Annotated in this window: 19 protein-coding genes and 1 pseudogene; 15 read left to right on the top strand and 5 right to left on the bottom strand. The window is 57.3% G+C overall.

Going from position 1 to position 24,837, the window contains the following annotated elements; all coding sequences use genetic code 11:
• Positions 1 to 80: 80 nt before the first annotated feature.
• Positions 81 to 1,262, bottom strand: a complete 1,182-nt coding sequence (locus ACEN8U_RS27160; RefSeq protein ID WP_413658001.1) for an MFS transporter — start codon at positions 1,260 to 1,262, stop codon at positions 81 to 83.
• A gap of 333 nt (positions 1,263 to 1,595) precedes the next feature.
• Here ACEN8U_RS27160 and ACEN8U_RS27155 point away from each other — a divergent pair, with 333 nt between their 5' ends.
• The 4 genes from ACEN8U_RS27155 (at position 1,596) to ACEN8U_RS27140 (ending at position 6,941) form a co-directional block, all read left to right on the top strand.
• Positions 1,596 to 2,684 (top strand): substrate-binding domain-containing protein, encoded by a 1,089-nt coding sequence (locus ACEN8U_RS27155; RefSeq protein WP_413657999.1) that lies wholly within the window; start codon positions 1,596 to 1,598, stop codon positions 2,682 to 2,684.
• 159 nt (positions 2,685 to 2,843) lie between these two features.
• On the top strand, positions 2,844 to 4,481 hold the full coding sequence (locus ACEN8U_RS27150; protein WP_413657997.1) for a GMC family oxidoreductase: 1,638 nt from the start codon (positions 2,844 to 2,846) through the stop codon (positions 4,479 to 4,481).
• A gap of 81 nt (positions 4,482 to 4,562) precedes the next feature.
• Positions 4,563 to 6,074 (top strand): aldehyde dehydrogenase family protein, encoded by a 1,512-nt coding sequence (locus ACEN8U_RS27145; protein ID WP_413657995.1) that lies wholly within the window; start codon positions 4,563 to 4,565, stop codon positions 6,072 to 6,074.
• A gap of 108 nt (positions 6,075 to 6,182) precedes the next feature.
• The gene (locus ACEN8U_RS27140) at positions 6,183 to 6,941 is read left to right on the top strand and encodes an SDR family NAD(P)-dependent oxidoreductase (protein ID WP_413657993.1); all 759 of its coding nucleotides are present in this window, start codon (positions 6,183 to 6,185) and stop codon (positions 6,939 to 6,941) included.
• A gap of 137 nt (positions 6,942 to 7,078) precedes the next feature.
• On the opposite strand, the gene ACEN8U_RS27135 is transcribed toward ACEN8U_RS27140, so the two are convergent.
• Positions 7,079 to 8,029 carry a helix-turn-helix domain-containing protein gene (locus ACEN8U_RS27135; RefSeq protein ID WP_413657991.1) on the bottom strand — a complete coding sequence of 317 codons (951 nt, stop codon included), beginning with the start codon at positions 8,027 to 8,029 and terminating at the stop codon, positions 7,079 to 7,081.
• Positions 8,030 to 8,635: 606 nt separating this feature from the next.
• Here ACEN8U_RS27135 and ACEN8U_RS27130 point away from each other — a divergent pair.
• From ACEN8U_RS27130 to ACEN8U_RS27105, 6 genes are all read left to right on the top strand, one after another.
• Positions 8,636 to 8,821 (top strand): nuclear transport factor 2 family protein, encoded by a 186-nt coding sequence (locus tag ACEN8U_RS27130; protein ID WP_413657989.1) that lies wholly within the window; start codon positions 8,636 to 8,638, stop codon positions 8,819 to 8,821.
• Between the two features lie 152 nt (positions 8,822 to 8,973).
• Positions 8,974 to 10,095, top strand: a complete 1,122-nt coding sequence (locus ACEN8U_RS27125; protein ID WP_413657987.1) for an alkene reductase — start codon at positions 8,974 to 8,976, stop codon at positions 10,093 to 10,095.
• Between the two features lie 107 nt (positions 10,096 to 10,202).
• The gene (locus ACEN8U_RS27120) at positions 10,203 to 12,677 is read left to right on the top strand and encodes an ATP-binding cassette domain-containing protein (protein ID WP_413657985.1); all 2,475 of its coding nucleotides are present in this window, start codon (positions 10,203 to 10,205) and stop codon (positions 12,675 to 12,677) included.
• A 164-nt stretch (positions 12,678 to 12,841) separates the two neighbouring features.
• A complete protein-coding gene (locus ACEN8U_RS27115) occupies positions 12,842 to 13,702 on the top strand; it encodes an ABC transporter permease (protein ID WP_413657983.1) in 861 nt (286 codons plus the stop codon).
• Between the two features lie 148 nt (positions 13,703 to 13,850).
• Positions 13,851 to 14,918 (top strand): porin, encoded by a 1,068-nt coding sequence (locus ACEN8U_RS27110; RefSeq protein WP_413657981.1) that lies wholly within the window; start codon positions 13,851 to 13,853, stop codon positions 14,916 to 14,918.
• Between the two features lie 253 nt (positions 14,919 to 15,171).
• Positions 15,172 to 16,515, top strand: coding sequence for an MFS transporter (locus ACEN8U_RS27105; RefSeq protein WP_413657979.1), 1,344 nt, complete (start codon positions 15,172 to 15,174; stop codon positions 16,513 to 16,515).
• Between the two features lie 83 nt (positions 16,516 to 16,598).
• On the opposite strand, the gene ACEN8U_RS27100 is transcribed toward ACEN8U_RS27105, so the two are convergent.
• Together ACEN8U_RS27100 and ACEN8U_RS27095 are read right to left on the bottom strand one after the other, a co-directional pair.
• Positions 16,599 to 16,829: a DUF4148 domain-containing protein gene (locus ACEN8U_RS27100; RefSeq protein ID WP_413657977.1), complete on the bottom strand. Its 231-nt coding sequence runs from the start codon at positions 16,827 to 16,829 to the stop codon at positions 16,599 to 16,601.
• A 143-nt stretch (positions 16,830 to 16,972) separates the two neighbouring features.
• Entirely contained in the window at positions 16,973 to 17,623 is a 651-nt protein-coding gene (locus tag ACEN8U_RS27095; RefSeq protein ID WP_413657975.1) for an EthD domain-containing protein, read from the bottom strand.
• Between the two features lie 264 nt (positions 17,624 to 17,887).
• Between ACEN8U_RS27095 and ACEN8U_RS27090 the strand changes: the two genes are divergently transcribed.
• The 3 genes from ACEN8U_RS27090 (at position 17,888) to ACEN8U_RS27080 (ending at position 21,115) form a co-directional block, all read left to right on the top strand.
• On the top strand, positions 17,888 to 19,648 hold the full coding sequence (locus ACEN8U_RS27090; RefSeq protein ID WP_413657973.1) for an FAD-dependent oxidoreductase: 1,761 nt from the start codon (positions 17,888 to 17,890) through the stop codon (positions 19,646 to 19,648).
• A gap of 96 nt (positions 19,649 to 19,744) precedes the next feature.
• Positions 19,745 to 20,593, top strand: a complete 849-nt coding sequence (locus ACEN8U_RS27085; protein WP_413657971.1) for an IclR family transcriptional regulator — start codon at positions 19,745 to 19,747, stop codon at positions 20,591 to 20,593.
• Between the two features lie 231 nt (positions 20,594 to 20,824).
• The gene (locus ACEN8U_RS27080) at positions 20,825 to 21,115 is read left to right on the top strand and encodes a BON domain-containing protein (protein WP_413658627.1); all 291 of its coding nucleotides are present in this window, start codon (positions 20,825 to 20,827) and stop codon (positions 21,113 to 21,115) included.
• A 66-nt stretch (positions 21,116 to 21,181) separates the two neighbouring features.
• Here ACEN8U_RS27080 and ACEN8U_RS27075 read toward each other — a convergent pair whose 3' ends face one another.
• On the bottom strand, positions 21,182 to 21,958 hold the full coding sequence (locus ACEN8U_RS27075; protein ID WP_413657969.1) for an SDR family NAD(P)-dependent oxidoreductase: 777 nt from the start codon (positions 21,956 to 21,958) through the stop codon (positions 21,182 to 21,184).
• Positions 21,959 to 22,500: 542 nt separating this feature from the next.
• Here ACEN8U_RS27075 and ACEN8U_RS27070 point away from each other — a divergent pair.
• Positions 22,501 to 23,712: a porin gene (locus ACEN8U_RS27070; protein WP_413657967.1), complete on the top strand. Its 1,212-nt coding sequence runs from the start codon at positions 22,501 to 22,503 to the stop codon at positions 23,710 to 23,712.
• A 65-nt stretch (positions 23,713 to 23,777) separates the two neighbouring features.
• A pseudogene (locus tag ACEN8U_RS27065) lies at positions 23,778 to 24,776 on the top strand (ABC transporter substrate-binding protein); the annotation flags it as partial.
• Positions 24,777 to 24,837 lie beyond the last annotated feature (61 nt).

Genomic DNA, 24,837 nt, shown 5'->3' with positions numbered 1-24,837 from the left:
ATCCGACTTTTTTCATTACCCAGAGCGACGACATGTTCGTCCCATCGGCCGCTTTGACATGCAGTAGCCGGATGCTGCACCTACGTTCGGGCGAGCTTGGCCGTCTGTCTGGTTATCAGGGCAGACAAGGTAATTGCCAGCACGAGAAGTCCGCAGCCGGCGGTGAGAAAAACCGGTCGTGCCGAGAACCGGTCGACGAACCATGAGGCGCAAAGCACGCCGAGCGATTGCCCAAAGAAGAGGCAACACGAAAAAAGCGAGACGGCTGTGCCTCGTGCGGAGGGGGCCATTTGGGTCGCGTGAGTTTGGAGCGTGTTGTGCAGAGCGTAGAAGCCGAAGCCCGCTAGCGCACAGGCCGGCAAGGTCCAATGCCACCCATCTACTAAGGCCAGAGCACCGTAGGACAGAGCGAGGCACGCCCCTCCTAGTTTGGCTAGCATGCTTTCTCCAAGACGATGCACCAATAGACGTGCCCATTTACTATATAAAAGTCCACCAAGGCCGTAGAGCGCGACAATCCCACCGGCTTCCGCCATGGGTGTGTTAAACGCGGAGTGCAAAAAGCTGGGTATGAACGAGAGCGCGCTGAAAGCGAGAGCGCCCTCGACGAAGGTAACGAAAAGTACTGTACGCGCCCATGGAATCGACAGCACTTCCATGGCCCGGCGTCGGGAACCATTCTTGGCGTCATCCTGCGGCATTGACCTTTCGTTCCGGTCACACAGGACTAACGTGCCCGCGAGCAGGGAGATTGCCCCCAAGAGCCCAAAGGAGACGCGCCAGCTGAACGTCTGAGCCAGTAACGCGCCGAGCCATTGGCCAGCAATCATGCCGAAGACAGTCGCCCCGAGCAGTTTCGCGAGCACTTCTTGACGTTGTCCATATGGCACGGTGTCGCCAATCCATGCCATAGTCAACGGCACAATGCCTGCTGCGGCCGCGCCTGAAACTATCCGAGCTGCGAGTAGCTGGTCTATCCCAAATGCGAAGGCTGCTGCGACGTTCCCCACCGTACAGGCGAGCGTGGCGAGGGAAACCACTTTTACTTTGCCGAAACGGTCACCGAGTGGACCGAAAAACAGCTGCATCATGCCGTAGGCCAACGCGAACGAAGAGATTGTCTGCGCTGCGGTTCCGGTGCTTATTCCGAATTCGGTTTGCAGCGATGGAAGCAACGAATCGCACACTCTCATTGTGGCCATGCTCGTGAAACAGCAGGTACCGAGGAGCCAGAGCATCTTTTTCGACAGCGGGTCATCCATACGCGCGCATTCCTCCTACCCGTCGCAATTCAAAACCTCAGGTGAAACAAAAACGGCAGTCGTCGACCTGCCGCTATTTACAATTCTACATCTACGAAGCTAATTGCGTATGTTGAATTAAGTCAGGGTCAACCCTTGGTTTGTGCTCTTAAGGTTGCCGTCGAAAAGGCGCCAGTCCTATGGCTCCGAACAAGCATATTTCGTGGCGCGCAGAGGCCATCGAATATGTCGTGCTGAGTCGCGAAGGTCCGCGTCTCCTTTCATATATTGGCTGCAAGTCTGTTGAAGACAGCTTCAATCAGGGACTTCGACCCAATAAGAGATGAGGAGACGATGAAAAATCTCTATCTGTATTCCGCGCAACTGTTTGCTGTAGGTGTTCTCGCCGCGTCGGCTTCCATCCCGGCGATGTCGGCCGAATCGGCCTTGGTGACAAATCAGGGCGATATCAGTTCTATGTGTGGCACGAAGCCGATGGTGGTGGGACTGTCGGATGGTTTCGGTGGTGTCACGTGGCGAAAGACGGCCGCCGCCGAACTTAAGGACGAGGTGAGCCGGTGTAAGAATTTCAAGAAGTTCATGTACACCAATGCGAACGGCGACCAACAAAAAGCGAACTCGGATATCAACAGCATGGTTGCGCAAGGCGTGAACGTGCTGGTTGTGTTTCCCGACTTCGGCGCTGCGCAAATCCCTGCGATGCGGGCGGCGACGAAGGCAGGCGTGACGGTCGTACCTTATCTCGCCAAGATTTCCGGTAATGCAGGAAAGGATTACGCAGCCAACGTTACGGAAGACGTGTACCGCATGGGCCAGGTTTGGGCCGACTGGTACGGTGCGAATCTGAAAAAGGGCAATGTCATTTTTCTCGGTGGTGCGCCGGGGGCGATGTCCTCGCAAATCTTCCTTGATGGTTTCAAGACCCAGCTCGCGAAGTATCCGGAACTTAAGCTCCTCGACAACAATTTCATTGTCACGAACTGGAACCCCGTCGACGCACAGAAGGCTGTTTCCGGTCTGATTGCGAAGTACCCAAAGATTGATGGTGTTGCAACCGATTACGGCGTGACCGCGCTTGCCACCGTCAAGGCGTTCGAACAGGCGCACCTGCCGGTTCCCGCCATTGCGACCAATGCAAGTAACAACGAGTTGAACTGCAAGTTCCTCGACATGAAGAAGGCCGGCAAGGCGTTTCCATACTTCTCTCTCGATGGAACAACCTCGGTCATCCGGTTCGCGGGCCGTCGCGGCGTCGCCGATTTTCAGGGAACGAAGAACAACGAGCCGCTGGCGGCATTCCCGGTCCCGTATGCAGACAGCGTGAAAGGCATGGACCCGAAATGTGACCCCACCGCACCGCCTGATGCTGACTTTTCGTCCGCGCTCTCGGCCGAGAAACTGAAAGCGGTATTTCAGCAGTAGTCCAATTCGAGCGAATTCAATGCCGAGCCGAACCCGTTGGCTGCGCTCGGAACCGTTCGCTCCTTCTGACAGTTCGGTTCTACAAGTTCCGAATGTACGAAACATCGCGAGTTTGAGTCACTACGACCGAGTTCGCGATTCGAAAAACTGGAGGCAAGCATGACTGACTACATCATCATCGGGGCAGGCTCCGCCGGCGCCGTTCTTGCGCATCGACTGAGCGCGGACCCCAGCGTCAACGTTACTCTGCTCGAAGCGGGCGGCTGGGACAAGAGCCCCTTCATTCACATGCCGGCAGGCTATTTCCGGCTTATGCAGACGGGTCAGTTGGATTGGGGATATCACACGGTTGCTCAGAAGCACATGAACAACCGGGAGATGTTCATTCCTCGCGCCCGCAGCATCGGCGGTTGTACGACGGTCAACGGCATGATTTACACGCGTGGTGACCACACCGACTACGACCATTGGCGCGACCTCGGAAACGAGGGCTGGGGCTACGACGACATTCTCCCGTACTTCAAGAAATCCGAAACCTGGTCGGGAGGAGAGACTGAAGTCCACGGCGGCAGCGGTCCTCTGAAAACCAGCCGATTTGGTATCCACAATCCGATTGCGCTTGCATTTGTTGAGGCAGGTAAGCAGGCCGGGTACAAGTACAACGACGACTTGAATGGCGGCAGCCAAGAGGGCTTCGGTCCTTGCGACAGCACGCTCGCCGACGGCGTTCGCTCGAGCGTGGGGCGTTGCTATATCGCGCCTATTCGCGACCGGAAGAATCTGACGGTCATTACGGATGCGATGGCCTCTCGAATTCTCTTCGATGGCGACCGCGCCGTAGGTGTCGAGTATGTCGCAGGTAGAAAATCAAAGAAGGTATACGCTTCGCAGGAGGTAATCCTGTGCGGAGGCGCTTTCAATTCGCCTCACCTTCTGCAGATTTCTGGTGTTGGCGACCCAGAGCATCTTCAATCGATTGGCGTGCAAGCGGTTCACAAGCTCCCGGGTGTCGGGAAGAATCTCCAGGACCATGTGGGCTGCGGACTGAAGCAACGAATCACTCAACCGCTTTCGCTACTCAAGCACCTGAACATCCTGAACTCTGCATCGGCGGTCGCCAAGTACATGGCCACCAAGACGGGTCCGGCTTCCTATCATGGCGTTGAGGCGCTCGCTTTCGTGAAAAGCCGCCCCGACGTCATTGCTCCGGACATTCAGTTCCATCTGAACATGGTGATGTATGAAGACCACGGCCGCAAAATCTTCCACGAAGAAGGCGTGATGCCGTACTTCAACATCTCGCGCCCCCAGAGTCGCGGGACGGTGATGGCTCGGTCTTCTGACCCGACAGCGCTGCCGGAAATCGACCCGAACTTCTTTTCCGTGCCGGACGACATTCGTGTCATGCGCGATGGTTTGCGTATTGCGCGCGAATTGATAGCGCAGAAGGCTTTCGACCCCTATCGCGGAGAGGAGTTCGGACCGGGTAAGGAAGTTACATCGGATGCGGACCTGGACGAATACCTGAAGAACAAGAGCGAGAGCGTGTATCACCCCGTGGGGACTTGCAAGATGGGTTCCGACGATGAGGCAGTGGTCGACGCGCGCTTGCGGGTGCGTGGCCTTCGTGGCTTGCGCGTGGTCGACGCATCCATTATGCCGACACTCACGAGCGGGAACACGAACGCTCCGACCATCATGATTGCGGAGAAAGCCGCTGACATGATTCTCTACGACGCTACCGCAGGAAGTGCCGTCAGCCGCGCCGACCATCAGGTGGAACAACTCGGAATTTAAGGCAGCGTCAAGGCGGCTCTGCACACTTCCGGAGCCGTCTTGATTCGTGTTGCGCTTCAATCAATGTCACAGGGAAGAATGATGACTTCTTCAATCGCAGCTTTTGATATCTCGTCCAGTCTCTCTGAAGCCACGAAGGGCTTCTTGGGACGGAAACATCGGCTATTCATTGGCGGAGAGTGGGTCACAGCGTCTTCTGGCGCAAGTCGTGATGTCGTCGACCCGGCCACGGGAGCCACGATTTCGACGATGGCCAATGGCGATGCAAAAGACGTTGACCTCGCAGTCAAGGCGGCACGCGAGGCTTTCGAGAACGGACCGTGGCGCTCGATGCCGAGCAGCGAGCGAGCAAAAATTATTTGGAAGATTGGCGCACTCATCGACGAGCACGCAGAAGAACTGGCTCAGCTGGAAGTGCTCGACGAAGGCTCGCCTTACAACGTGGTGAAGAACTTCTACGTGCGCCTGGGTGCGGAGCATTTCCGATACTACTCGGGCTGGGCGACCAAAATCACCGGCACCACGGTCCCGGTCAACATGCCGGGCGAATGGCACGCATACACAGTCCGCGAGCCAATCGGTGTCGTTGGTCAAATCATCCCGTGGAACGTGCCGCTTTTGATGGCAGCATGGAAGTTGGCGCCGGCTCTTGCGGCGGGTTGCACCATCGTGCTCAAGCCGGCCGAGGACACGCCTCTGACCGCGCTGCGCATCGCAGAGCTCTGCCAACAGGCCGGGCTGCCGCCGGGAGTGCTCAACGTCGTAACCGGTGACGGCACGGCAGGTGCCGCGTTGGTCGAGCATCCAGACGTCGACAAGGTCGCGTTCACCGGCAGCACGGAAACGGGCAAGGCGATTGTACGTTCCTCTGCAGGCAATCTGAAACGCGTCACGCTCGAACTTGGTGGCAAAAGTCCGGTTTTCGTCTTTCCTGACGCCGACCTCAAGCGTGCCATTCCGGGTGTCGCGGAGGCAGTGCTGCTCAACACCGGACAGGCATGCACGGCTGGCTCGCGCCTCTATATTCACGAGGATATCTATGACAAGGTGGTGGCAGGGGTGTCGGAGTACGCCGAGTCGCTCAAACTCGGCCATGGCCTAGACCCCGACACAAACCTCGGGCCCCTCATCTCTGACCGTCAGCTCTCGCGCGTATCGAGACTACTGCAAGCTGGTGTTGATGAAGGTGCAAAGGTTTATTCCGGCGGCGGAAAGCTCGAAAGCAGCGGTTTCTTCATCCGGCCCACCGTGCTGACAAACGTCAAGCCGGGCATGACCGTTTATCAGCAAGAAATCTTCGGGCCAGTTATCTCGGCAATGAAGATGGACAGCGACAATTTGGACGCACTCGTGCGCGAAGCCAATAACACGACTTATGGCCTTGCAGCGAGCGTTTGGACACAGAACGTCAGCTTGGCTCACAAGTTGGCGTCGCGAATTCGCGCCGGCGTGGTCTGGGTCAACAACCACAACCAGACGGACGCTGCACTTCCTTTTGGTGGCTTCAAGCAGTCGGGATGGGGAAGGGAGATGGGCTTGAACGGAATCGAAGCTTACACCGAGCTGAAGTCCGTCGGCGTCTACCTCGGTTAGCAATGACGCGCTCCACTCCTCTGATGCTCGGCGCCCGCGTCTCAATGCGCATGGCCTCGGAGGAGGTTCCACCCTTGATGTGGTCAACTGTGAACGGAGACTCGAAGCATGGAGGGTTTGCGCGACAAGACGATTGTTATCACGGGCGGCGCCGGAGGCATCGGCCTTGCCACTGTACGGTGTTTGGCGGACTCGGGTAGCCAGGTAGTTATGGCGGACCTGGTATCGAGCGATGGCGAGCGATTGGCAACTGAGGTGGATGCTGGTCGTGGGTTGGTGCATTTCGTGCCTATCGACGTGACGAGTGCGGAGTCGTTGTCGCAGATTGCGGAGGACGTGGTGCGCCGCTTCGGCGGTGTCGACGGCGTGGTGGCTAACGCAGGCATCGCTGTCATGTCAGAAGCTCTTGCCTACACCGAGGCGTCATGGCGCCAGACAATGTCCATCAACCTCGACGGCGCGTTCTTTACCGCGCAATCGTTCGCGCGTCACATGCGTGAGCGCGGGGGTAGCATCGTCCTGATTTCCTCCATCGTGGCTCGCACGGTTGTGCGCCCCGAGAAGTGCGCAGCATACGGGGCGACAAAAGCTGCCGTTGAGCATCTCGCCGCCTTGCTTGGCGTTGAATGGGCCAATGACGGAATTCGTGTGAATGCGGTTGGTCCGGGCCGCACGGAAACCCCGATGATTGAACGTATCGCGAACGAAGCACCAGAGATGGTCGCAACATGGATGGAACAGGTGCCTATTGGCCGTCTAATTAGGCCCGAGGAAGTGGCAAACGCGGTGGCCTTTTTTCTTTCGGATTTATCCAGCGGCTGCAACGGCACGACATTGATGGTCGACGGCGGCTACGAGAAAGCTTGAGGTTGAGCCACTATGCTTGTTGGGTGCCGTACTCCTGCGGCACTTTTAAGGCATCCATAGCCGCATGGATGCCTTTTTTTAGTTTGCCACCACCTGTGGTGACTACACTCCTCACGCGACATCCAACTGCGTGAGTGTTACGCGGCTCTTCGCTTCACAAGCGTGTTCGGCGCTATGCCATACGTTTTCTTGAACGCACGGCTGAAGTGAGAAAAGTCGCTGAAACCGCATGCGATTGCGACATCTGCAATGTGCTGGGAACGGCCCTCAGTCAGCGATGCGTGGCTCGCCTCCAATCGCTTTTGCCACAGCCAACGCGCGGCAGTCGTTCCGTGCGCAGCAAAGATTCGATTGAGCGTGCGTCGAGATACGCCTATCGCCTTTGAAACTTGTTCGACGTCAAGCTCCGAGTCACCAAGATTCGCTTCGATGTAGTTCTTCGCGCGCTGCAACACGTCTCCGTGCCGCTCCAGCGCACCTTTGGCGCCATTGAACTCTGTTTCCACGGAAGCCGCGAAGATGTCGATGACCGAGGCGGCGAGCTTCGAAGCGGCACATGGTTGAAGGTCTGCGTCGATGTCGGCTGCGCCGCGGATGACAGCACCTGCCAACGCTCCCATGGTTGATTGACCGTTCAGTGCGATGGCGGTCAAACGCTCAGCGTCGGATAGCCGGCAGAGCATCTGCTTGCGCGGAATCTTGAGCAAGATGATTCGGTAGTCTGACGAAAAGCTGTATTTGAACGCCCGGGCGGTGTCATATAGAACGATGTCGCCGACATTTTGTACTGTCTGACGGCCGCTTTGCTCGAGTGACGCCGTGCCCTGAATTAGTAGGCTGGCAAGGAACTCATCGCTCGGGGTGCGGCTGAGGTCACTCGACGTTCTTACATAGTCCAGGCCTGGCGCCGCGATATCGCCGACGCCAATGTTTCCGAGCGGTTTCTGAGTGACTCGCGCCCGGAAAACCTCTTGACCGTCTCGGTAGGAAGGGAGGTCGACGTGGCAGTAGAGGCGACAGATGACGTCGTGATAGTAAGCCAGCCTCTCGCGGGCCATCACAGCTGATGTATCGAACTGTTCAATCATACGTGGCGAAAGGATGAAATTCGGTCAGGGCGGGCGCGGGACGCAGCGCAACTTGTACATATACAAAGTAAATTGAAATGATTGAATTTGAAATGCGAACAAACCCGCACCCATTTCCGGTTTGAAACCAGCACTTAATCTGAAACGCCCGCCCCGCATAGGGCGCGATACCCAGCCGAAGGGATGGCACATGCGAAGAATGTAGGTTGTCCCCGCGCGCCTCCGTTGCCTTGCTTCGAGGCCTTCGCCGTGGCGCGTGCGGTCCAGTAAATCTGTCGTGCTGAGTCGCGAAGGGCAAAGGCCGGTCTCCTATATTCGTCGAAAAGAGGGAGACGACGCACTACCGCAGGGTCGACTCCGGAAGACGAAGCGTCCCGTGGAACCACTTTCAAGGTTGTCACGCGTGAATGCGCGGGCCGCATCCCGAGGGATGGAAACGGCGCCCTGCACATCCCTGACAGTTTGTGCTCGCTGGTTACAAGCCCTCGATTGAAAGGGACAACCAGACAACACGTCGTTGCCCGAGCGAGAAGCACGTGGAAAGAGTGTGTAGGCCTAACTACGAAAACAGCTTTGTTTCAAGGCAACTGCTTTTAGGAGACGCGCATGGAAGGCGCACGATTCACGCAGGAACAACGTCTTACTCGGCTCGAAGACATCGAGGCCATCAAGTATTTGAAGGCGCAATACGCCGAGCATCCTGATAACGGATACGACCCCGAAGGCGTAGCGTCGCTCTTTGTGGATGATGTTCTCTGGCTCATCAAAGGCGTGGGCGGGGAGATTGGGTAAAGAACCCTTTTATTGAAGAAAGCTGGTGATTGATTGGCCGAGTCAAGGCGAAAGCCACGCCCGATAGTAGGCGCGGAACAGGCGCCGAGACAATGCCGACCCGCGCCGTGGAGGGGGTCGGCATATTCGACAGACGCAATAGAGGAAGAGTTATGAGCCCACTACTTGAAAGCTACACGATGGGTGGTATTGAGCTGGCAAACCGGGTGGTAATGGCGCCGATGACTCGCTGCCGGGCAAAAACAACAATCCCCGATGCGCAGACCGGACTCTATTACCGGCAGCGGGCCGGCGCTGGACTCATTATCAGCGAAGGAACTCAAATTTCGGCAGAAGGTACAGGCTACCTTTATACACCTGGCATCTACACGACTGAGCAAATTCGTGGCTGGGCGCAGGTGACCAAGGCCGTTCACGAGGAGGGCGGGAAGATGTTCGCTCAACTCTGGCATGTTGGCCGGATGTCGCACATCAGCCTGCAAGAGGGCCGCCCTCCCGTATCCTCCGTAGCCGTCGCTGCGCAGAACAGCAACTGTTATGCGTATGACGAGAACGGTGAGCCCGGTCCCGTACCGGCGAGCCAGCCACGTGCTCTCGCGACCGAGGAGGTGGCGCGGATTACGGCAGACTTCGTTACAGCCGGCGAGCAAGCCATCAAGGCAGGATTTGATGGAATCGAGATTCACGGTGCGAACGGATACATCTTCGACCAATTCGCGAATGGCGCCCTGAATACGCGAACCGACCAATATGGCGGAAGCACGACGAATCGTCTTCGGTTCACGCTCGAGACGGTGGACGCCCTCGCATCGAGGATTGGCAGTCGTCAAGTAGGCATCCGGCTGTCCCCGTTCGGAAGGCTGTACGACATGCAGCCGTTCGATGACGAGGAAAACACCTGGCTGACGCTCGCTCGGGAACTGAGCACCCGCAACCTCGCATATGTGCATCTGAGCGACCAAACGGCGTTCACGAGCCTAGGAATCGACCGAGAGTTTCTGGGAAATTTTCGCGACGCATACACCGGCACCCTTATTTTGACGGGCGCCCTCGACCAGGACGCGGGTGAGGAACTGATTGAGCTTGGGTTGACGGACCTTGCGGGTTACGGGCGTCCTTTCGTGTCAAACCCGGACCTCGTAGAGCGTTTCCGCAACGGATGGCCGCTGAGTCCCATCGATATGCCGACTCTATATACCGGTGGTGAGAAGGGTTACGCAGATTACCCCTCCTACACGGAGCAAGTTGAATCTACGTCCGTCGAGTCGAATTGACGGCGCGAACATAGCGACCCTTCCGCGGCAGAATTCGAGAAAGATTAGACGCCGGGCGAGTAAGTCAGTGGTCGCTCCAGTTCATCTAGGAAGGGCAGGAGACAATTATGGAAAGAAAGATTGCGTTGCAGGTAGACCACGTGACAAAGGTCTTCCCTGGTGTAAAAGCGCTCGATGATGTGACCTTCAAGGTCGCCGTCGGTGAAGTGCACGGTCTCGTTGGCGAGAACGGTGCCGGCAAGTCGACGCTCATGGCGGTCGCGTCCGGTGCACTCGTGCCGGAGCAAGGTCGTGTTGTCATCAATGGCGTCGAAACTGTTGGCGACACGGAAAAAGCGCGTGCTCTCGGACTGGCCATCGTGCGTCAGGAGCCGGCACTCATGCCCGACCTGACGGTCGCAGAGAATCTCTATCTTGGAGTTTCCGAGGCCGAACGCCCCTCCTTAATGCGCGCCGCTTCATGGGCGCAACGCCTGCTTGAACAGTGGAGCGATGATGTCGCCATCGACGCCTCCGAGCGAGTCCTTAGTCTCAATCCCGAGCAGCGATTCATCGTGGAAATCGTCAAAGCTCTGGCAACCAAGCCGAAGGTCCTCGTGCTAGACGAGCCGACCGAGCATCTGCTGGCCGAGGATGTCGAGCGACTCTTCCAGCGCATTCGCAAGGTCACGTCTGGTGGGTGCGCGGTCGTATACATCTCGCACCGGATTCGAGAGGTGCAGCAAATCGCAGATAGATTGACGGTTCTTCGCGATGGTCAGGGCCAAGGAACCTACGACGCCTCGAATCTCACGGAACAACAGATTGTTGAACTCATCGTGGGCGGAGCGCTCGACCGCGAATTTCCGCCGAAGGCGACTGCCGGACGGGCCGATATCGTGCTCGATGTTGCCGAGCTGAGGGGCCATGGGTTCTCCGATGTGTCTCTTCAAGTCAAGAAGGGAGAGATTGTAGGCCTCGCAGGGATTGACGGTAACGGTCAGCGGGAATTCATGCGCGCTCTTGCTGGACTTAACCGCTGCAAAGGCGATGTTGCCGTCAATGGCAAGAGCGCCTCTCTGCGTCAGTCGCAGGCAGCGACACGCAGTGACATTCGCTACCTCCCCGGCGACCGCCATCGCGAAGGTATCTTCGGCGACCTTTCGGTTCGCGAAAATTTCTCTGTCCGTAGCCTGTCCTTCGATACGGTGCGCGGCCTTGTTCGTCCAAAGAGCGAGAGACGTCGTGCGCAGGACGCTGTCACGAGCTTCGCTGTCAAAACTCCGACTATCGAAACACCAATCCGCTCGCTTTCCGGAGGCAATCAGCAAAAGCTCGTTCTTGCGAGTGTGCTCGCGAGTAAGCCGAAGGTGCTACTCGTTGACGAACCCACTCAGGGCGTCGACATCGGAGCCCGGATGGAAATCTATAAGGTTCTTCGGCTTGCCGCGGCAGCAGGGACCGCCGTCATCGTGGTGTCGTCAGATGCACAGGAAGTCGCGGGGCTATGCGACCGGGTCTTGATTTTCTCGCGCGGTCACATCGTCAAGGAACTTCACGCTGACGAAGTAAGCGAGAGCAACATCACTTCCGCGGTCCTAACGGCAACAACGGAGCGCGAGCGCGGTTCAGCGAGCATTTCTCCGTTCTGGAAATGGGCGGCGGGCGACTGGGCACCTCTGGTCATGCTCGCGCTTGTAATTTGTGCGCTGGGCTTATATGCGGCACAGGTCAACGACAGTTATCTTTCGGCGCGCAATCTCAGTGGGATGCTCGCATTGGTCGCCACGCTTGCCATCGTGTCCTATGGGCAACAGGCCCTTATGCTAGTGGGCGGCATTGACCTGTCCGTCGGTCCGTTAATGGGCTTGATGGTCGTCATCCAGTCATTCTTTCTGAACGACGGTGCGACCTTTGGTCATCAGTTCGCTGGTTGGGTGATTGTTTTCGGTGTCGCTCTAGCGGTCGGTGTTCTCAATTGGCTGCTTGTGGACCCGTTCCGCTTGCATCCGATGGTGGCGACGCTCGCGACCTACATGGCGCTTCAGGCGGTGTCGCTGCTGCTTCGACCTATTCCAGGCGGACTCATTTCTGACTCCGTTGTCGACGGCATCGGTCTTCAGCTTGGTTTCGTTCCGATTATTGCAATCGCCGCGGCCATAGTAGCCGTTGCGTTGGAATTCGGCCTCTTCCGAACGAAGCTTGGTTTGTCTTTCCGAGGCGTCGGTTCGCGGGCCGAAGCGGCGAGGATGGCGGGGGTTCGGCCGCACCTCACCTTGCTCAGCGCGTATGTCGGCTGTTCGCTGCTTGCTGGCGTCGCCGCTATACCAATGATGGCGCAAGTCGGCTCTGGCGACCCAAGCGCGGGAGTCAACTACACGCTCGCAAGCGTCGCAGCCGTCGTGATTGGCGGTGCAAGCCTCTTTGGCGGACGAGGTTCTTTCGTGGGAACTCTCCTCGGGGCGCTGCTTATCACCCAGGTCAATGTTGTGACCTCGTTCCTTGACCTCGGCGATTCCTGGCAATCGTATTTGCTCGGCGGGATGATTCTCGCGTCGGTGGCCCTTTATTCAAAGAGCAGAGAAATGGCGGTGGCGAAATGAGACAAGTACCGACACGAAATCAGGCGGAAGCAGTTCAGCGTCTTCCTCACCCGGCGAGCCCGCTGCCGGGCCCTCGGAAACTGCCTGCAGTGGGGGAGTTCTCCTGGATTTGGATTGGTCTGGTCCTCCTGTTCGCGATAAGCGCGCTTGTCGCTCCCGGAACCATGACCCGCGGGTCAATCCTCGCGATGCTTCCGTTCGCGGGCATCCTGGCGATTGTTGCGACGGGACAGACGCTGGTCATTCAACAGCGGGGCCTCGACATGTCGGCGGTGGGTATGGTTTCCCTCGCAGGCGTCCTGATGGCAAGGACAGGCTTTGGATTTGATTCCATGATTCTCGCCGCGGTCTTCACGGTCGCTGTGGGCGCATTCGTTGGCCTGGTTAATGGTGCCCTCGTGTCGCGCGTAGCAATCACGCCCCTCGTCGCCACCCTCGCAGTGAACGCTTTGCTGATTGGTGTTGTACGTTCGCTGACTGGCAACGTGCCTGTCAACGTGCCGCCAATCATGCAAACCATTTCACACGCTCAGTATCTTGGACTTCCAGCGAACGTCCTGTTTGCGGTTGTCTTTGTGGTTGCAGCTTGGATTATTACGCGGAAGACGTCGATTGGCAGGCGCTTTGTTGCAGTCGGGGTGAATCCGCGCGCAGCGGAAGCCGCGGGAGTCCGGGTCCTCAAGTACCAGATTGGCGCATATGTTGCGTCAGCAGTGTGCTTTTCTGCTGCTGGGATGCTGCTTGCGGGTTTCATTGGCAGCGCTTCTGCGTCCTCGGGGAACGACTACCTCATGCCGGCAATCGCGGCGGTCGTCGTCGGAGGAACCCCGTTCACCGGCGGCAAGGGTAGTGTTGTTGCCAGTGCGGTTGCGGCGCTCTTCATGGCGCAACTTGGACAGATGGTGCTTGCTCTTGGCGCTGGGACGTCTGTTCAGCTCCTGGTCCAGGCTTGCGCGATTCTTCTTGCGACAACGGTTCGCTACCTGCCTTCCGCTCTGAAAACGCTCCGAAGCATGAAGCGCTAGCAGGGCCAAAGAGTAAGTCCCCATATCTGGCCGACGCCAGTATGGGGCGTTTCAGCAAGTCGTTGGTGTAGTTCAAGCACATTGCATCGACCCCGAAAGAGGGCGGAACGCAATATCGGAGACTTTTTCAAAAAGTAAGGATAACGAAATGATTAAAGGAATCATGCTGGCGGCTGCCCTCTCTGGGGCGGCCTGTGGCGCGAATGCTCAAAGCACTGTCACCCTGTATGGTCGCATTGCATCAGGACTTGACTTTGTCACGAACGTCGCTACGGCGGATGGTCAGTCAAAGAACAATTACCGTTTTGGCAGCAACCAGTACGGCATCAGTTGGTGGGGACTCAAAGGCGATGAAGACTTAGGCGGCGGGTATCACGCGGTCTTCAATCTGGAGAGCATGTTTACGGCGGGCACTGGTTCGCTTCCAGATTCTAGTTTGTTCAACCGGTATGCCTACGTCGGCGTTGCCAATGAGAAGTACGGTTCGTTGTGGGCCGGACGCGTCATGAGTCTTACTGACGAAACGGGTTACTACCTCGACCCGTTTGGCGAACAGGCCACCGGCATCGCGAACTTCGCGAAGGGAAGGGCGTGGGGCTCCCGCGCCAATACGCTTACCTACAACTCACCGAAGCTGGCAGGCTTTTCGTTCCGTGTGCAGAACGGCTTCGGAAATCAGGCCGGTAACTTCCGTGGGGCCCGTCAGTTCAGCGTTAGCGCCAACTACTCGCTTAACGGCTTCAACGGTTACGGCGTATATGAAGAGATTCGCGATGCGAATGGCAAGTTTTCGAGCCTGTACAGCGCCTCGCGCGAGTACATGATTGGTGCCACTTATCAGTTGAGCGCATTGAAGTTCTACACCGGTTACCAGCAACTGGTGTCCTCCGGGCAGGACACGGTCACGGATGCGACGAACCCGTTCGGAGCAACCCGGAATCAGCAGGAGTGGTTCGGTGCCACGTATCAAGTTAATGCGGCGCTCGCTTTCCAAGCCGCCTGGTTCCACGGAAACGTCAACCACGGTGGTGGCGGGGGCAATTTGGGGGTGATTGGAACGACTTATAACTTGTCCAAGCGGACCTTCGTCTACGCAACTTTCGGGGCGATGTTCAACGGCGGTAACGCCAACTTTCCGGTCGAGACTGCCGATTCGCTCCCGCTGCCAGGTCATCACCAGCAGGGCGGTTACTTCGGCATGATGCATTACTTCTAAAATTGCCCACGGTTGATGGTCAGGGTTAACCCGAACTTCAAGATGGCGATTCCTACTCTTCGGCGGCTCGACCGCCGCAGAGTAGTAAAAACCCCCATTATATATATGCGAATGTACGCGTTAATATTTAATCAAGAAGTGCGAACTGGCCTTGGTGCGGTTGCCTTCCAAACATGACGGAGGCCGGACGCAACTGGCAACGCCCCTCATCCGGGGCGGCTCCGTTTGGAAAATCACTGGACTGGAGTCCCTGATGACAACCCCGACCTCGGCTCGAACGGTTTCCGCCTCGACGAGTCCCTCCGCGATAGATTCGGCAGATGACCGGCTTTTCCGCAAGGTGAGCCTGCGTATCATCCCATTCCTGTTCCTGTGCTATGTCGTTGCGATTTTGGACCGGAACAACATCGGTTTCGCGCAACTGCAGATGAAGCACGACCTATCGTTGACAGACGCGATGTACAGCTTGGGCGCCGTGTTCTTCTTCTGCGGGTATGTCCTGTTTGAGGTCCCGAGCAACATGCTTCTGCATCGATTCGGAGCGAGGAAGACTTTCGCGCGAATCATGCTGCTGTGGGGTGGCGTGTCAGTCCTCATGGTTTTTGTTTCAAGCACGGCTCAGTTTTACATCCTGCGATTCCTCTTGGGTGTGTTCGAAGCGGGCTTCTTCCCTGGCATTGTCTTCTACCTCACCTTCTGGTTCCCGGCACGTCGTCGCGCAGGGGCCCTGTCAGTTTTCTATGCCGGCGTGGCCGTTGCGGGTGTGCTCGGTGGCCTCGTTTCGGGTTGGATTATGCGGGGAATGGACGGTGCTCTCGGCGTTCACGGCTGGCAATGGATGCTCGCGATTGAAGGCGCGCCGGCTGTCATCCTCGGCGTCGTCGCATTCTTCTATCTCAAGGACAATCCGGCTGCCGCTTCCTGGCTTTCGGTCGGTGAGAAGCGCCGTCTGCAGGACACGCTCGCAGCAGACGGCAAGCCGAGCGAACACAGCCACTCTCTGTTGGCTGCCTTGAGCAACCCGCACGTCTATGTGTTCGCTTTCGTGTACTTCTGCCTGACCTCCGCCATTCTGCTGTTGCTGTTTTGGATGCCCACGATGATTAAGGACTTCGGGGTTCAAGACATCGTGCAAATCAGTCTGTATTCGGCCATTCCGAACGCTATCGGCGCGGTGGGCGTTATTGTCATCGCGCGCAATTCGGACCGCCGCAATGAGCGAAAGTGGCATTTCGTTCTGTGTGCCATCGGCGCTGCCATCGCGCTCACGCTTCTTACGACCCACAACCTGTCGTTTAGCGTCTCGATGGGTCTTCTGACGGCTGCCGCAGTTTTTGTGTACGCGGCACACCCCATCTTCTGGTCGGTACCCGCTACGTTCTTCCGGGGTCCCAACGCGGCGGCGAGTATTGCCTTGGTGAGCAGCATTGGCGTCTCGAGCGGAACGATTACGCCATATCTCATCGGGCTGATTAAGACGTACACCGGCAGCATGAGCAACGCGTTCTATTTCATCGCCGTGTTGTTAGTGTTTGCCTGCGCAGCCATGGCGTATGCGTTGCGGTTCGAGGGTAAGCGGCGAACTGCAGCTAACTGATAGCAACGAGTTCATACGAAACGGGCGCCCACACATGGGCGCCCGTTTTCGTCTGCGGAGCATCGCGCAACGCTATTGCTGCGTTACTCGCTGCGCGGATTGCTCTGATTCTGTTGCGATTTGATTTTTCGCTCAGCTGCTTGAATGTTGTCGGGATAATGGACCCAGTCTTGCGGCGAATATCCGACGCGATGCAGTGCTTCCAGTTCCGCCTTGACTTCGCTTCTTGTGAGCGGCTTGGCCGGCTCCGCTGCGAAAGCAGAAAATGTGACCACAGTGGCTGCTAGAGCTGCAGCAAGTTTGAGCACTTTCATCAATAACTCCGTGAGAACAGTGCGCAAACTATAAAACGTCGTGAGGTCAGTATAAACCCTTATACGGCGAAATCACTGTTTGATAGTCGTGAATAATCTTCTCCGGGGCGAGCCGACGAGACGGCCCGCCGCTACCAGGAGCCTTATTTGATTACGAGGCGATTGATTAAATACGCGGCAGCTCGCGTGGTCGTCTCCGACAGCGTACGAATGAAAGCACCGGTTGGCTCAAATGCCGTATGAGCTCGTGCGACGTCCTCGAACCAAAGGGAGACGAGCACCGTGGGCGGAACCGGCTCAGACCAGAGGCGCTCGCGGTTGGCACTGCGGATGGTCCAGTTGAATGACACTGTGGCGTCCGATTTACTGTCGCGATTTGCTGACGCGATAGCGTTCTCGAAACTGGCCCGGGGCTGGTCGCCTGCCAAAGCAGCAGCCACTATGACTTTGACCCCACTTGGTTCCTGTTCCAAGTCGTGCTCAACAACGCACAGGCTCCATCCACGGAGGAAGTTTGGCTCATCTTCGGGAATGTAGCGGCTGCCGACCGGCGACGCCTGAGCAACGCTCATCACTTCATCGCTTTCAAAGCAAAGCTCGACCACACCGTCAACGTTGAAACACCCGGCGTCATCGGACTTCGACCACAGCGTCTTGTCGACTCGATTCTGGGCGTAATCTGTGATTCCCTTCATGCAAAGGGCCAACTGAGCATGGCAACCAGACCAGTAGGCTCTGAAGTCGCTTGTCGACGTCCCCTCTTTGCGTGACAGCAAAGTCATTCGTTTAATCATCGCTCCTCCTGTAAAGCGGCTATGGGCTCCCGAAAGAGCGACAGCGTGGGGCCGAACTGGGAATTTTGACTGTCGAATCGCATGAGTTTCTCCGCTCTTCGCGCTGCAAATCCTACGTCGGGGTTGTCGCGTCTAGGGATTGTACCTACGCAAATTCATGCGCGTATGTTTAATTGTAGCGTATGATTTCCGTCATGGCCCAACTTATTTGGGATGACTTCGACGAGGCGCCATGATGGGCTGCCTCGATTTGGGAGACGGATGATGAAGCAGGAAACCGAATACAGCTGCGACGTGCTCGTGGTGGGCTCTGGATGCTCGGGAATGTCGGCCGCGATTACTGCCGCCTCGAGCGGACTAAAAGTGCTTGTTATCGAGAAGGAGCCTAAGTTCGGGGGCTCAACCGCGCGCTCTGGCGGATGGCTGTGGATTCCGAACACCGCGCTCGCGAAGGTGCAGGGCATTCATGAGCCTGAGGGCGCAGCGCGTACGTATTTGCAACATGAAGCAGGTAACAGCTTCGATGGCCCGCGAGTCGATGCCTTTATCAAGAACGGACCGGAGGCGGTCGATTTCTTCACGTCGAAGACCGCTGTTCGATTCGATATGCCTCTCGTGTTTCCCGACTACCACGCGGAGGCGCCTGGCGGAACCCAGGGCGGACGCTCGATGGTGACGCGGCCGTTCGACGGTCGTGAGCTTGGCGCTGCGATAAAAGACCTCGCGCCGGCGCTGCCTGAGTTGACGGTCTTCGGAATGATGCTGGGCTCCGGGAAGGAAATCGTTCACTTCATGCGGGTGACGAAGTCCATTAAGTCAGCGTGGTACGTCACGAAGCGGCTCTCGCGGCATTTCGCCGACGTCATGAAACACGGTCGCGGCATGACCTTGACCAACGGTAATGCCCTTGCTGGTCGACTCGCGAAGTCGCTCATGGACTTAAACGTTCCTTTGTGGCTAAACACGAAGGCGCTCAGTCTCATCAACGAAGACGGCCGTGTGACGGGCGCGCTTCTGGACCGGGAAGGCTCGAAGGTGCGCGTTATTGCCCGCCGTGCGGTGGTCCTGGCAAGTGGCGGCTTCCCTTATGACATTGAGCGTCGTAAGAAGCTTTTCCCGCATGCGCCGACGGGTAACGAGCACTTCTCGCCTTCGCCCACCGGCAACACCGGCGACGGCTTGCGGATGGCCGAGGCCGTCGGCGGACAAGTGGCGGACACACTGCCTAACGCAGCAGCATGGGTGCCCGTTTCCACTTTGACGCGCAAAGATGGTTCGACCGGCATCATGCCGCACTTCATCGACCGTGCTAAGCCGGGCGTAATCTCGGTACTGCGTGACGGTCGCCGGTTTACGAATGAAGGCAACTCCTATCACGATTTCGTTCAAGCGCTCGTTAAGGCCACGCCGAAAGGCGAGGAGATTACGGCTCATCTCATCTGTGACCACAAGACGCTTCGGACATACGGCTTGGGAAGTGCAGCTCCCTTCCCGATGCCTATCGGTCGTTACCTGAAAATCGGCTATCTGACCCGCGCTTCATCCATCGAGCAGCTCGCGGAAAAAATTGGGGTTAATGCGTTAAACCTCAGAGAAACTGTTCGAGGTTACAACTCTGAAGCTCGACTCGGCCGCGACCCAGTCTTTGGAAAGGGCAGCAAGGCTTACAACCGATATCAAGGGGACGCGCTTCATTCTCCGAATCCTTGTGTCGCTCCCATCGAGAAGGGACCGTTTTACGCCCTGAAGATTCGCATCGGCGATATCGGCACATTCGCTGGCCTCAAGACCGACGACTCTTGCCATGTACTGGACGAGAAAGGCGTACCAATTCGGGGGCTTTACGCCGTAGGGAACGATGCTTGCAGCATTATGGGCGGCAACTATCCAGGCGCCGGCATCACATTGGGCCCAGCGTTGACCTTTGGGTACATTGCGGGCAAAGCCATCTCGGTCGTCGAGACAGAAAACGATGGGGAAATCATCGCCGCTTCGCCAGCTAAGTTTGCTGTGGTATCGCAATAACGGTCGAACACAATTCTTTCTCCAAGGTGGGTATTGCCGCGGCGCCGTCGTACGCTACCGCGGCTTTTTTACGGACTCAAACCTAGGAAGTGTCACATGGTGAAGGCGCAGCGCGGTATCCATGCCATGGAAGTCGGCGGAGAGCTACTCAAGCAGTTGGCCGACGCAGGGCAACCTCTCTCAATGGCAGCGCTAAGCGCAGCGTCCGATTTGCCTTTGAATCAGGTGTTCACGTACATGGTAAGTCTGGTGCGAACCGGGCTAGCCAGAAGGGACCCCGTGACTCACCGTTATGAGCCGGGCCCGCTCGCGCTGAAGCTTGGTTTGCACGCACTGGCTCAGTTCTCACCGCTTCGAGAAACGTTTCGACGAGCAAATGAATTGGCGAAGGCCGCCGACCACGGTGCTTTCATCGCCATCTGGACGGACCAAGGGCCGACGGTCATTCGCTATCAGTGTCCCGATTCGTACATGCATACGGGCTTGCACGTTGGTGCGGTCATGTCCGTGGCGCATAGTAGTACCGGGCGCTTGTTCGCAGCATTGCTACCCCGGGAGCACGTGCAGGGGCTGCTGGACCGCGATGCTGCGAAGCGCGACGGGAGTTCAGGCATAGGCGAGGACGAACACCTTGAGTACATGCTGAACGATGTTCGTGAACGCCGCCTTTCTCGAACAATGGGTCTGCCGATTCCGGGCATCGACAGCATGAGCGCTCCAATATTCGGACCGGCATGGAACGTCGTATTAGCGGTAACTGTTTTTGGCCCGACCAATACAATAGACATCTCTTGGGACGGCGAGACAGCGCGCAGTCTGTTGTCACTAACCGAAGAATTGTCGGAGGCTAAGGACTTGAACGCTTCTCACGTCGCCCGAATGGATATCGGAAGTGTTCCGTCGAGGGGCGTTATCACGACCCCGTCCGATATGACTTGCAACTGACATGGCCTCCTCAAGCAACGTATTCTGGCGCATGCAGGCGAGCAGGGCTTCCAACGAAGACCTACATTCTTCCTTGCTGGCGCCTGATACTGGTGGCAGGTTCGCGGCCATGCGGTCGCGCAAGTGAGCCGCAAGTTGGAGCTATCTTACAAATATTTGAGGATGGAGGACGGAGTGAGAACGAAAAGGACAGCTGTCGTATTGATTGCTTCACTCTTCACCGCCGCGTCAATGGGCGCCTACGCGCAGGGCGGTTCGGGTAGTGCCTCGACAGTGCAAGGCAAGACCGCCACGAACAAAGCGGCGGACCGTGCTTTGCAGAAGCGAGTGAGAACCGCTCTCGCCAAGGACAAGCATGTTACGGTGTCGAATATCACGGTAAGAGCGCATGGAGGCGATGTCACGCTCCAAGGGAGCGTTCCAGCGCAGGACGAGCTGGAACGAGCCGCAGAAGTCGCGAAGGTCGTACCGGGTGTGAATTCGGTGAATAATGCGCTGACAATTCGAACCCCTGGCCAGTAGCAGCAGGCACGTCTTGCTGAGCCTCGCATCGTGGAAGAGGGGCCCGTTGGGCCCCTGTAATGGCACTTAAATCGCCAGAAAACCGCCGTCGACCGCCAAGGTAACGCCCGTCACATACTTCGACATGTCGGACGCCAGGAAGACTGTCGGGCCGACCAAGTCTTCGGTCTGCCCAACCCGTCCCATCGGAATACGGGACATGAAAGCGTCAAGGCGCTTGGGGTCCTCCCGAGTTGCAGCGGTCATAGGAGTTTCGATGACGCCCGGGGCGAGCGCGTTGACTCGGACGCCTTGCGCCGCGAGTTCAGCTGCAAGCGACTGAGTGAACATCTTGATGGCACCCTTTGACGGAGAATAGCCGAGGCTCCCGCCCTGTCCTGCATACGCTGCAATCGACGCGATGTTGATGATTACGCCCTTGCTCGCCTTGATTGCCGGCAAAAGCGCGTGCGTGACGTTGAACGTACCTTGCACGTTCACATCCATCACCTTCTTCCAATTTTTGGCCGCGTTCGGGCTAGCGGAATTCTCACGGATGATGATTCCAGCATTGTTGACCAGCAAGCTCACGTCACCAATCTCCTGCCGGACGCGCGCTGCAAGGGCATAGGCGGCTTCTGCATTCGTGACGTCAAGCGCATAAGCCCACGCCTTGCGGCCCTCTTCACGAATCAGCGAAGCCGTCTCCTCTACGTGCGCGAGATTGATATCACTGACGACGACGTCTGCGCCTGCTTGTGCCAGACCTGCCGCCAGCGCACGTCCGTTTCCTTGACCAGCGCCGGTAACGAACGCCAGTCGCCCTTCAAGAAGCGGCGGAACGATTGAACGGTTGAACGACATACCTTCTCCTTAGACGTTTGAGCTTAAAGCGGGCAAGCCCGTGGTAGACGTGACGGAGTATTGCACATAAACATATGCAATCTCATAGGTGTAATCACCCAAGCCAGTTTTGCGTGTGCGTTTTCCGCCGCACGCTTGACGCACCCGCTGTCGCTAGCCCGCGCGCTGCCCTGCAGAAACATTAGCTACATCACTGCGAGCGGCGCACCCGACCGTTCAGACGCTGCGGCCAGGGCAAAGCGCTAGGGATTTGCACCTATGCAAAACAGGTAGCAAATATCTAATTTCATGGCGTAGTATTCGCTCACGGGTTGCCGCTGAGTGCGAGCCGGATGTTGGAGACGAAACTGGCTGTCGTCCGTCTGCGGTGGCATGTTGAGCGACGCCCGCTTTCGTTTCAAAACAATCAGAGACGAAATTCCGCTGGTCTGTACTCCTATAAACGCTGCCACGCGGTCGCATGCAGCCGGAAGAAAACAGAACAACCGAACTTGAGTCCATACCAACAAATGCAGCACCTAGATTTATCTCAGGAGACTTTGATGTTGACGAAGAGAGTGTCGAAACACGCGTTGACGGCAGCCGCCGCGTTCCTGGCTGCGCCTTCATTCGCACAGTCGACTGTCACGTTGTATGGGATAGTCGACACATCGATTACCTACCAAAACAGTCAGACGACGCTCGGGTCGACAACGCCAGGAAAGTCAAACGTTCGCATGCAGTCCGGCGTGTGGAACGGCTCACGCTGGGGCCTTCGTGGTACAGAGGACTTTGGCGGAGGAACACAGGCTCTCTTCGTTCTGGAGTCCGGTTTCAATCTCGCCACCGGTGGACAGCAATTCACCAATGCGATGTTCGGACGGCAGTCGCGCATTGAGGTATCCAATAAGTCCTATGGTGCGTTGTCACTCGGTCGCCAATACAGCGCTTACTACACGATGCTTGCGCCGTGGGTCCCGGCGTATTACCAGACGGGCTACGGCTCACATCCCGGCGACCTCGATGGCTTGGACACCTACTATCGCGCCAATAACGCGATTGTTTACACGACACCTACCTTCTACGGTTTTACTGCGAGCGGTGAATTCGCGCCCGCCGGCATCCCGGGAAGTTTGAATCAAGGGTCTACGTGGAGCGCAGGCCTTCAGTACAAGGGCGGTTCCTTCGGCCTCGCCGCAGCCTTTTGGCGCATCAATAACTCCACCTCTGGGGGAGGCCCGTACGGAGTTGAGTCGGCTGTGAATTCCTCCGGGCAGCAAGGCGTGTCGGCCATCACAAATGGCTACAGTCAAGCTCAAGCGCAACAGCGCTTCGCCGTTGACGGCGGGTACATCTTCAATGACGCATGGGACATTTCGTTCGCGTACTCGAACGTGCAGTACATTCCCGGCATCAATTCGAAGTTCACTGATACGGCGGTTTGGAATACTGCAGGAAGCGTGCTCCATTACAAGCCGTCGCCCGCAGTCGACCTTGCGCTTGGCTACAGCTATACCTGGGCCTCGAAGGCGAACAACATCTCGGACCCGGCGAAATATCACCAGGTCATTCTGTCCCAATACTACGCTCTGTCTAAGCGCACGGGCCTTTACGCACTGGAGGGGTTTCAGCGAGCCTCTGGCAAGACGCTCGGCAACCCGGGTACGGGCTCCGTCATCAATGCCACGCCCGCAATTGGCGACAGTTTCCAAACGACACCCGGTGCGAGCGCCTCGCTGCTTGCAGTGAGCTTGGGCATCGTCAGCAAGTTCTGAACTAGCGAGCTTACAGGTGGACCGAGAGGTTCCCCTGTAATTCAGGGTATCAGGGTGGAGACATCATGAGTTCAATTCGTATCATCGCTGCGGCGCTCGTGTTTTTGGGCCTCAGTGCGACAGCTTCGTCAGTATCAGCGCAGGACGTCAAGATTGGTTTCAACGGTGACCTCTCTGCGTCACCCTCGGCGCAGAGCGGTCAGGCAGCTGTGCTCGGTATGCAAGCAGCGGTCGATGACATCAATGCAAGCGGTGGAGTGCTCGGAAGGAAGTTTGCACTCGTGCTGCGGGACGACTTGTCGCAGCCGCCGAAATCAATTCAGAACATGTCAGACCTCATCGACAATGAAGGGGTCGTTGCAGTGTTCGGTCCGACAAACTCGGGCAATGCGATGGCGTGGAAGCACATCGTCAACCAGAAGAAGATTCCGGTTCTCGATAACGTGTCGTCTGGCACGGACATCACGGCGCCTATGCCGGACATGGATAACTACATGTTCCGCGTATCGATGGTCGACCGCGAGCAAATCTCAGCGTTGATGGCGTATGTGAAAAAGAGTGCGGGTGCGTCTCCGAAGGTCGGCTTTATGGCAGAGACCACCGGGTACGGCCAAGGCGGGCTTCGCGACATGAAGGCCATCGCCGACATGCAAGGCGTGAAGCCAGTCGGCATCGAGCAGTTCGGCGTTGGCGACACTGATATGACTTCGCAACTCAACAAGCTGAAGGCGGCTGGGGTCGATACCGTGCTTATCTGGGCTCAGGGGACACCAATCGCCCAGGTGATGCGAAGCATGGAGAAAATCAACTACTATCCGCGAACGCTCAGTTCGTGGGCCGCGGACAACATCACGTTCTACGATGCCGCAGGTAAGACCTTGGCCGAGAAGCCGCTGTTTCTTCGAACGGTCAGTGAGAACCGCACACCTGCGCAGGACAAGTTGTTTGCTCGCATTGGCTCGCAACTGAAGGCTCCCAGTTCGTTCTCTTTTGCTCTCCACGGGTACGATTCGGTGCTGATTCTGGCACAAGCAATCAAGCAGGCGAACAGCACTGATGGTTCAGACATCCGAGTCGCGCTCGAAAACTTGAAGACCCCGGTTCAGGGGTTACTGAAAACTTACG

Origin of the sequence: Paraburkholderia phenoliruptrix, from assembly GCF_047325075.1 — a bacterium.
Classification (GTDB): Bacteria; Pseudomonadota; Gammaproteobacteria; order Burkholderiales; family Burkholderiaceae; genus Paraburkholderia; species Paraburkholderia phenoliruptrix.
Note: the sequence above shows the minus strand (reverse complement) of the source record. Positions and strands in the feature narration are given on the sequence as shown.

Bases quoted from the DNA above. Each gene is read 5' to 3' on its own strand.
- ACEN8U_RS27160 (WP_413658001.1), bottom strand. From the start codon at position 1,262: ATGGATGACCCGCTGTCGAAAAAGATGCTCTGGCTCCTCGGTACCTGC.
- ACEN8U_RS27155 (WP_413657999.1), top strand. From the start codon at position 1,596: ATGAAAAATCTCTATCTGTATTCCGCGCAACTGTTTGCTGTAGGTGTT.
- ACEN8U_RS27150 (WP_413657997.1), top strand. From the start codon at position 2,844: ATGACTGACTACATCATCATCGGGGCAGGCTCCGCCGGCGCCGTTCTT.
- ACEN8U_RS27145 (WP_413657995.1), top strand. From the start codon at position 4,563: ATGACTTCTTCAATCGCAGCTTTTGATATCTCGTCCAGTCTCTCTGAA.
- ACEN8U_RS27140 (WP_413657993.1), top strand. From the start codon at position 6,183: ATGGAGGGTTTGCGCGACAAGACGATTGTTATCACGGGCGGCGCCGGA.
- ACEN8U_RS27135 (WP_413657991.1), bottom strand. From the start codon at position 8,029: ATGATTGAACAGTTCGATACATCAGCTGTGATGGCCCGCGAGAGGCTG.
- ACEN8U_RS27130 (WP_413657989.1), top strand. From the start codon at position 8,636: ATGGAAGGCGCACGATTCACGCAGGAACAACGTCTTACTCGGCTCGAA.
- ACEN8U_RS27125 (WP_413657987.1), top strand. From the start codon at position 8,974: ATGAGCCCACTACTTGAAAGCTACACGATGGGTGGTATTGAGCTGGCA.
- ACEN8U_RS27120 (WP_413657985.1), top strand. From the start codon at position 10,203: ATGGAAAGAAAGATTGCGTTGCAGGTAGACCACGTGACAAAGGTCTTC.
- ACEN8U_RS27115 (WP_413657983.1), top strand. From the start codon at position 12,842: ATGACCCGCGGGTCAATCCTCGCGATGCTTCCGTTCGCGGGCATCCTG.
- ACEN8U_RS27110 (WP_413657981.1), top strand. From the start codon at position 13,851: ATGATTAAAGGAATCATGCTGGCGGCTGCCCTCTCTGGGGCGGCCTGT.
- ACEN8U_RS27105 (WP_413657979.1), top strand. From the start codon at position 15,172: ATGACAACCCCGACCTCGGCTCGAACGGTTTCCGCCTCGACGAGTCCC.
- ACEN8U_RS27100 (WP_413657977.1), bottom strand. From the start codon at position 16,829: ATGAAAGTGCTCAAACTTGCTGCAGCTCTAGCAGCCACTGTGGTCACA.
- ACEN8U_RS27095 (WP_413657975.1), bottom strand. From the start codon at position 17,623: ATGATTAAACGAATGACTTTGCTGTCACGCAAAGAGGGGACGTCGACA.
- ACEN8U_RS27090 (WP_413657973.1), top strand. From the start codon at position 17,888: ATGAAGCAGGAAACCGAATACAGCTGCGACGTGCTCGTGGTGGGCTCT.
- ACEN8U_RS27085 (WP_413657971.1), top strand. From the start codon at position 19,745: ATGGTGAAGGCGCAGCGCGGTATCCATGCCATGGAAGTCGGCGGAGAG.
- ACEN8U_RS27080 (WP_413658627.1), top strand. From the start codon at position 20,825: ATGGGCGCCTACGCGCAGGGCGGTTCGGGTAGTGCCTCGACAGTGCAA.
- ACEN8U_RS27075 (WP_413657969.1), bottom strand. From the start codon at position 21,958: ATGTCGTTCAACCGTTCAATCGTTCCGCCGCTTCTTGAAGGGCGACTG.
- ACEN8U_RS27070 (WP_413657967.1), top strand. From the start codon at position 22,501: ATGTTGACGAAGAGAGTGTCGAAACACGCGTTGACGGCAGCCGCCGCG.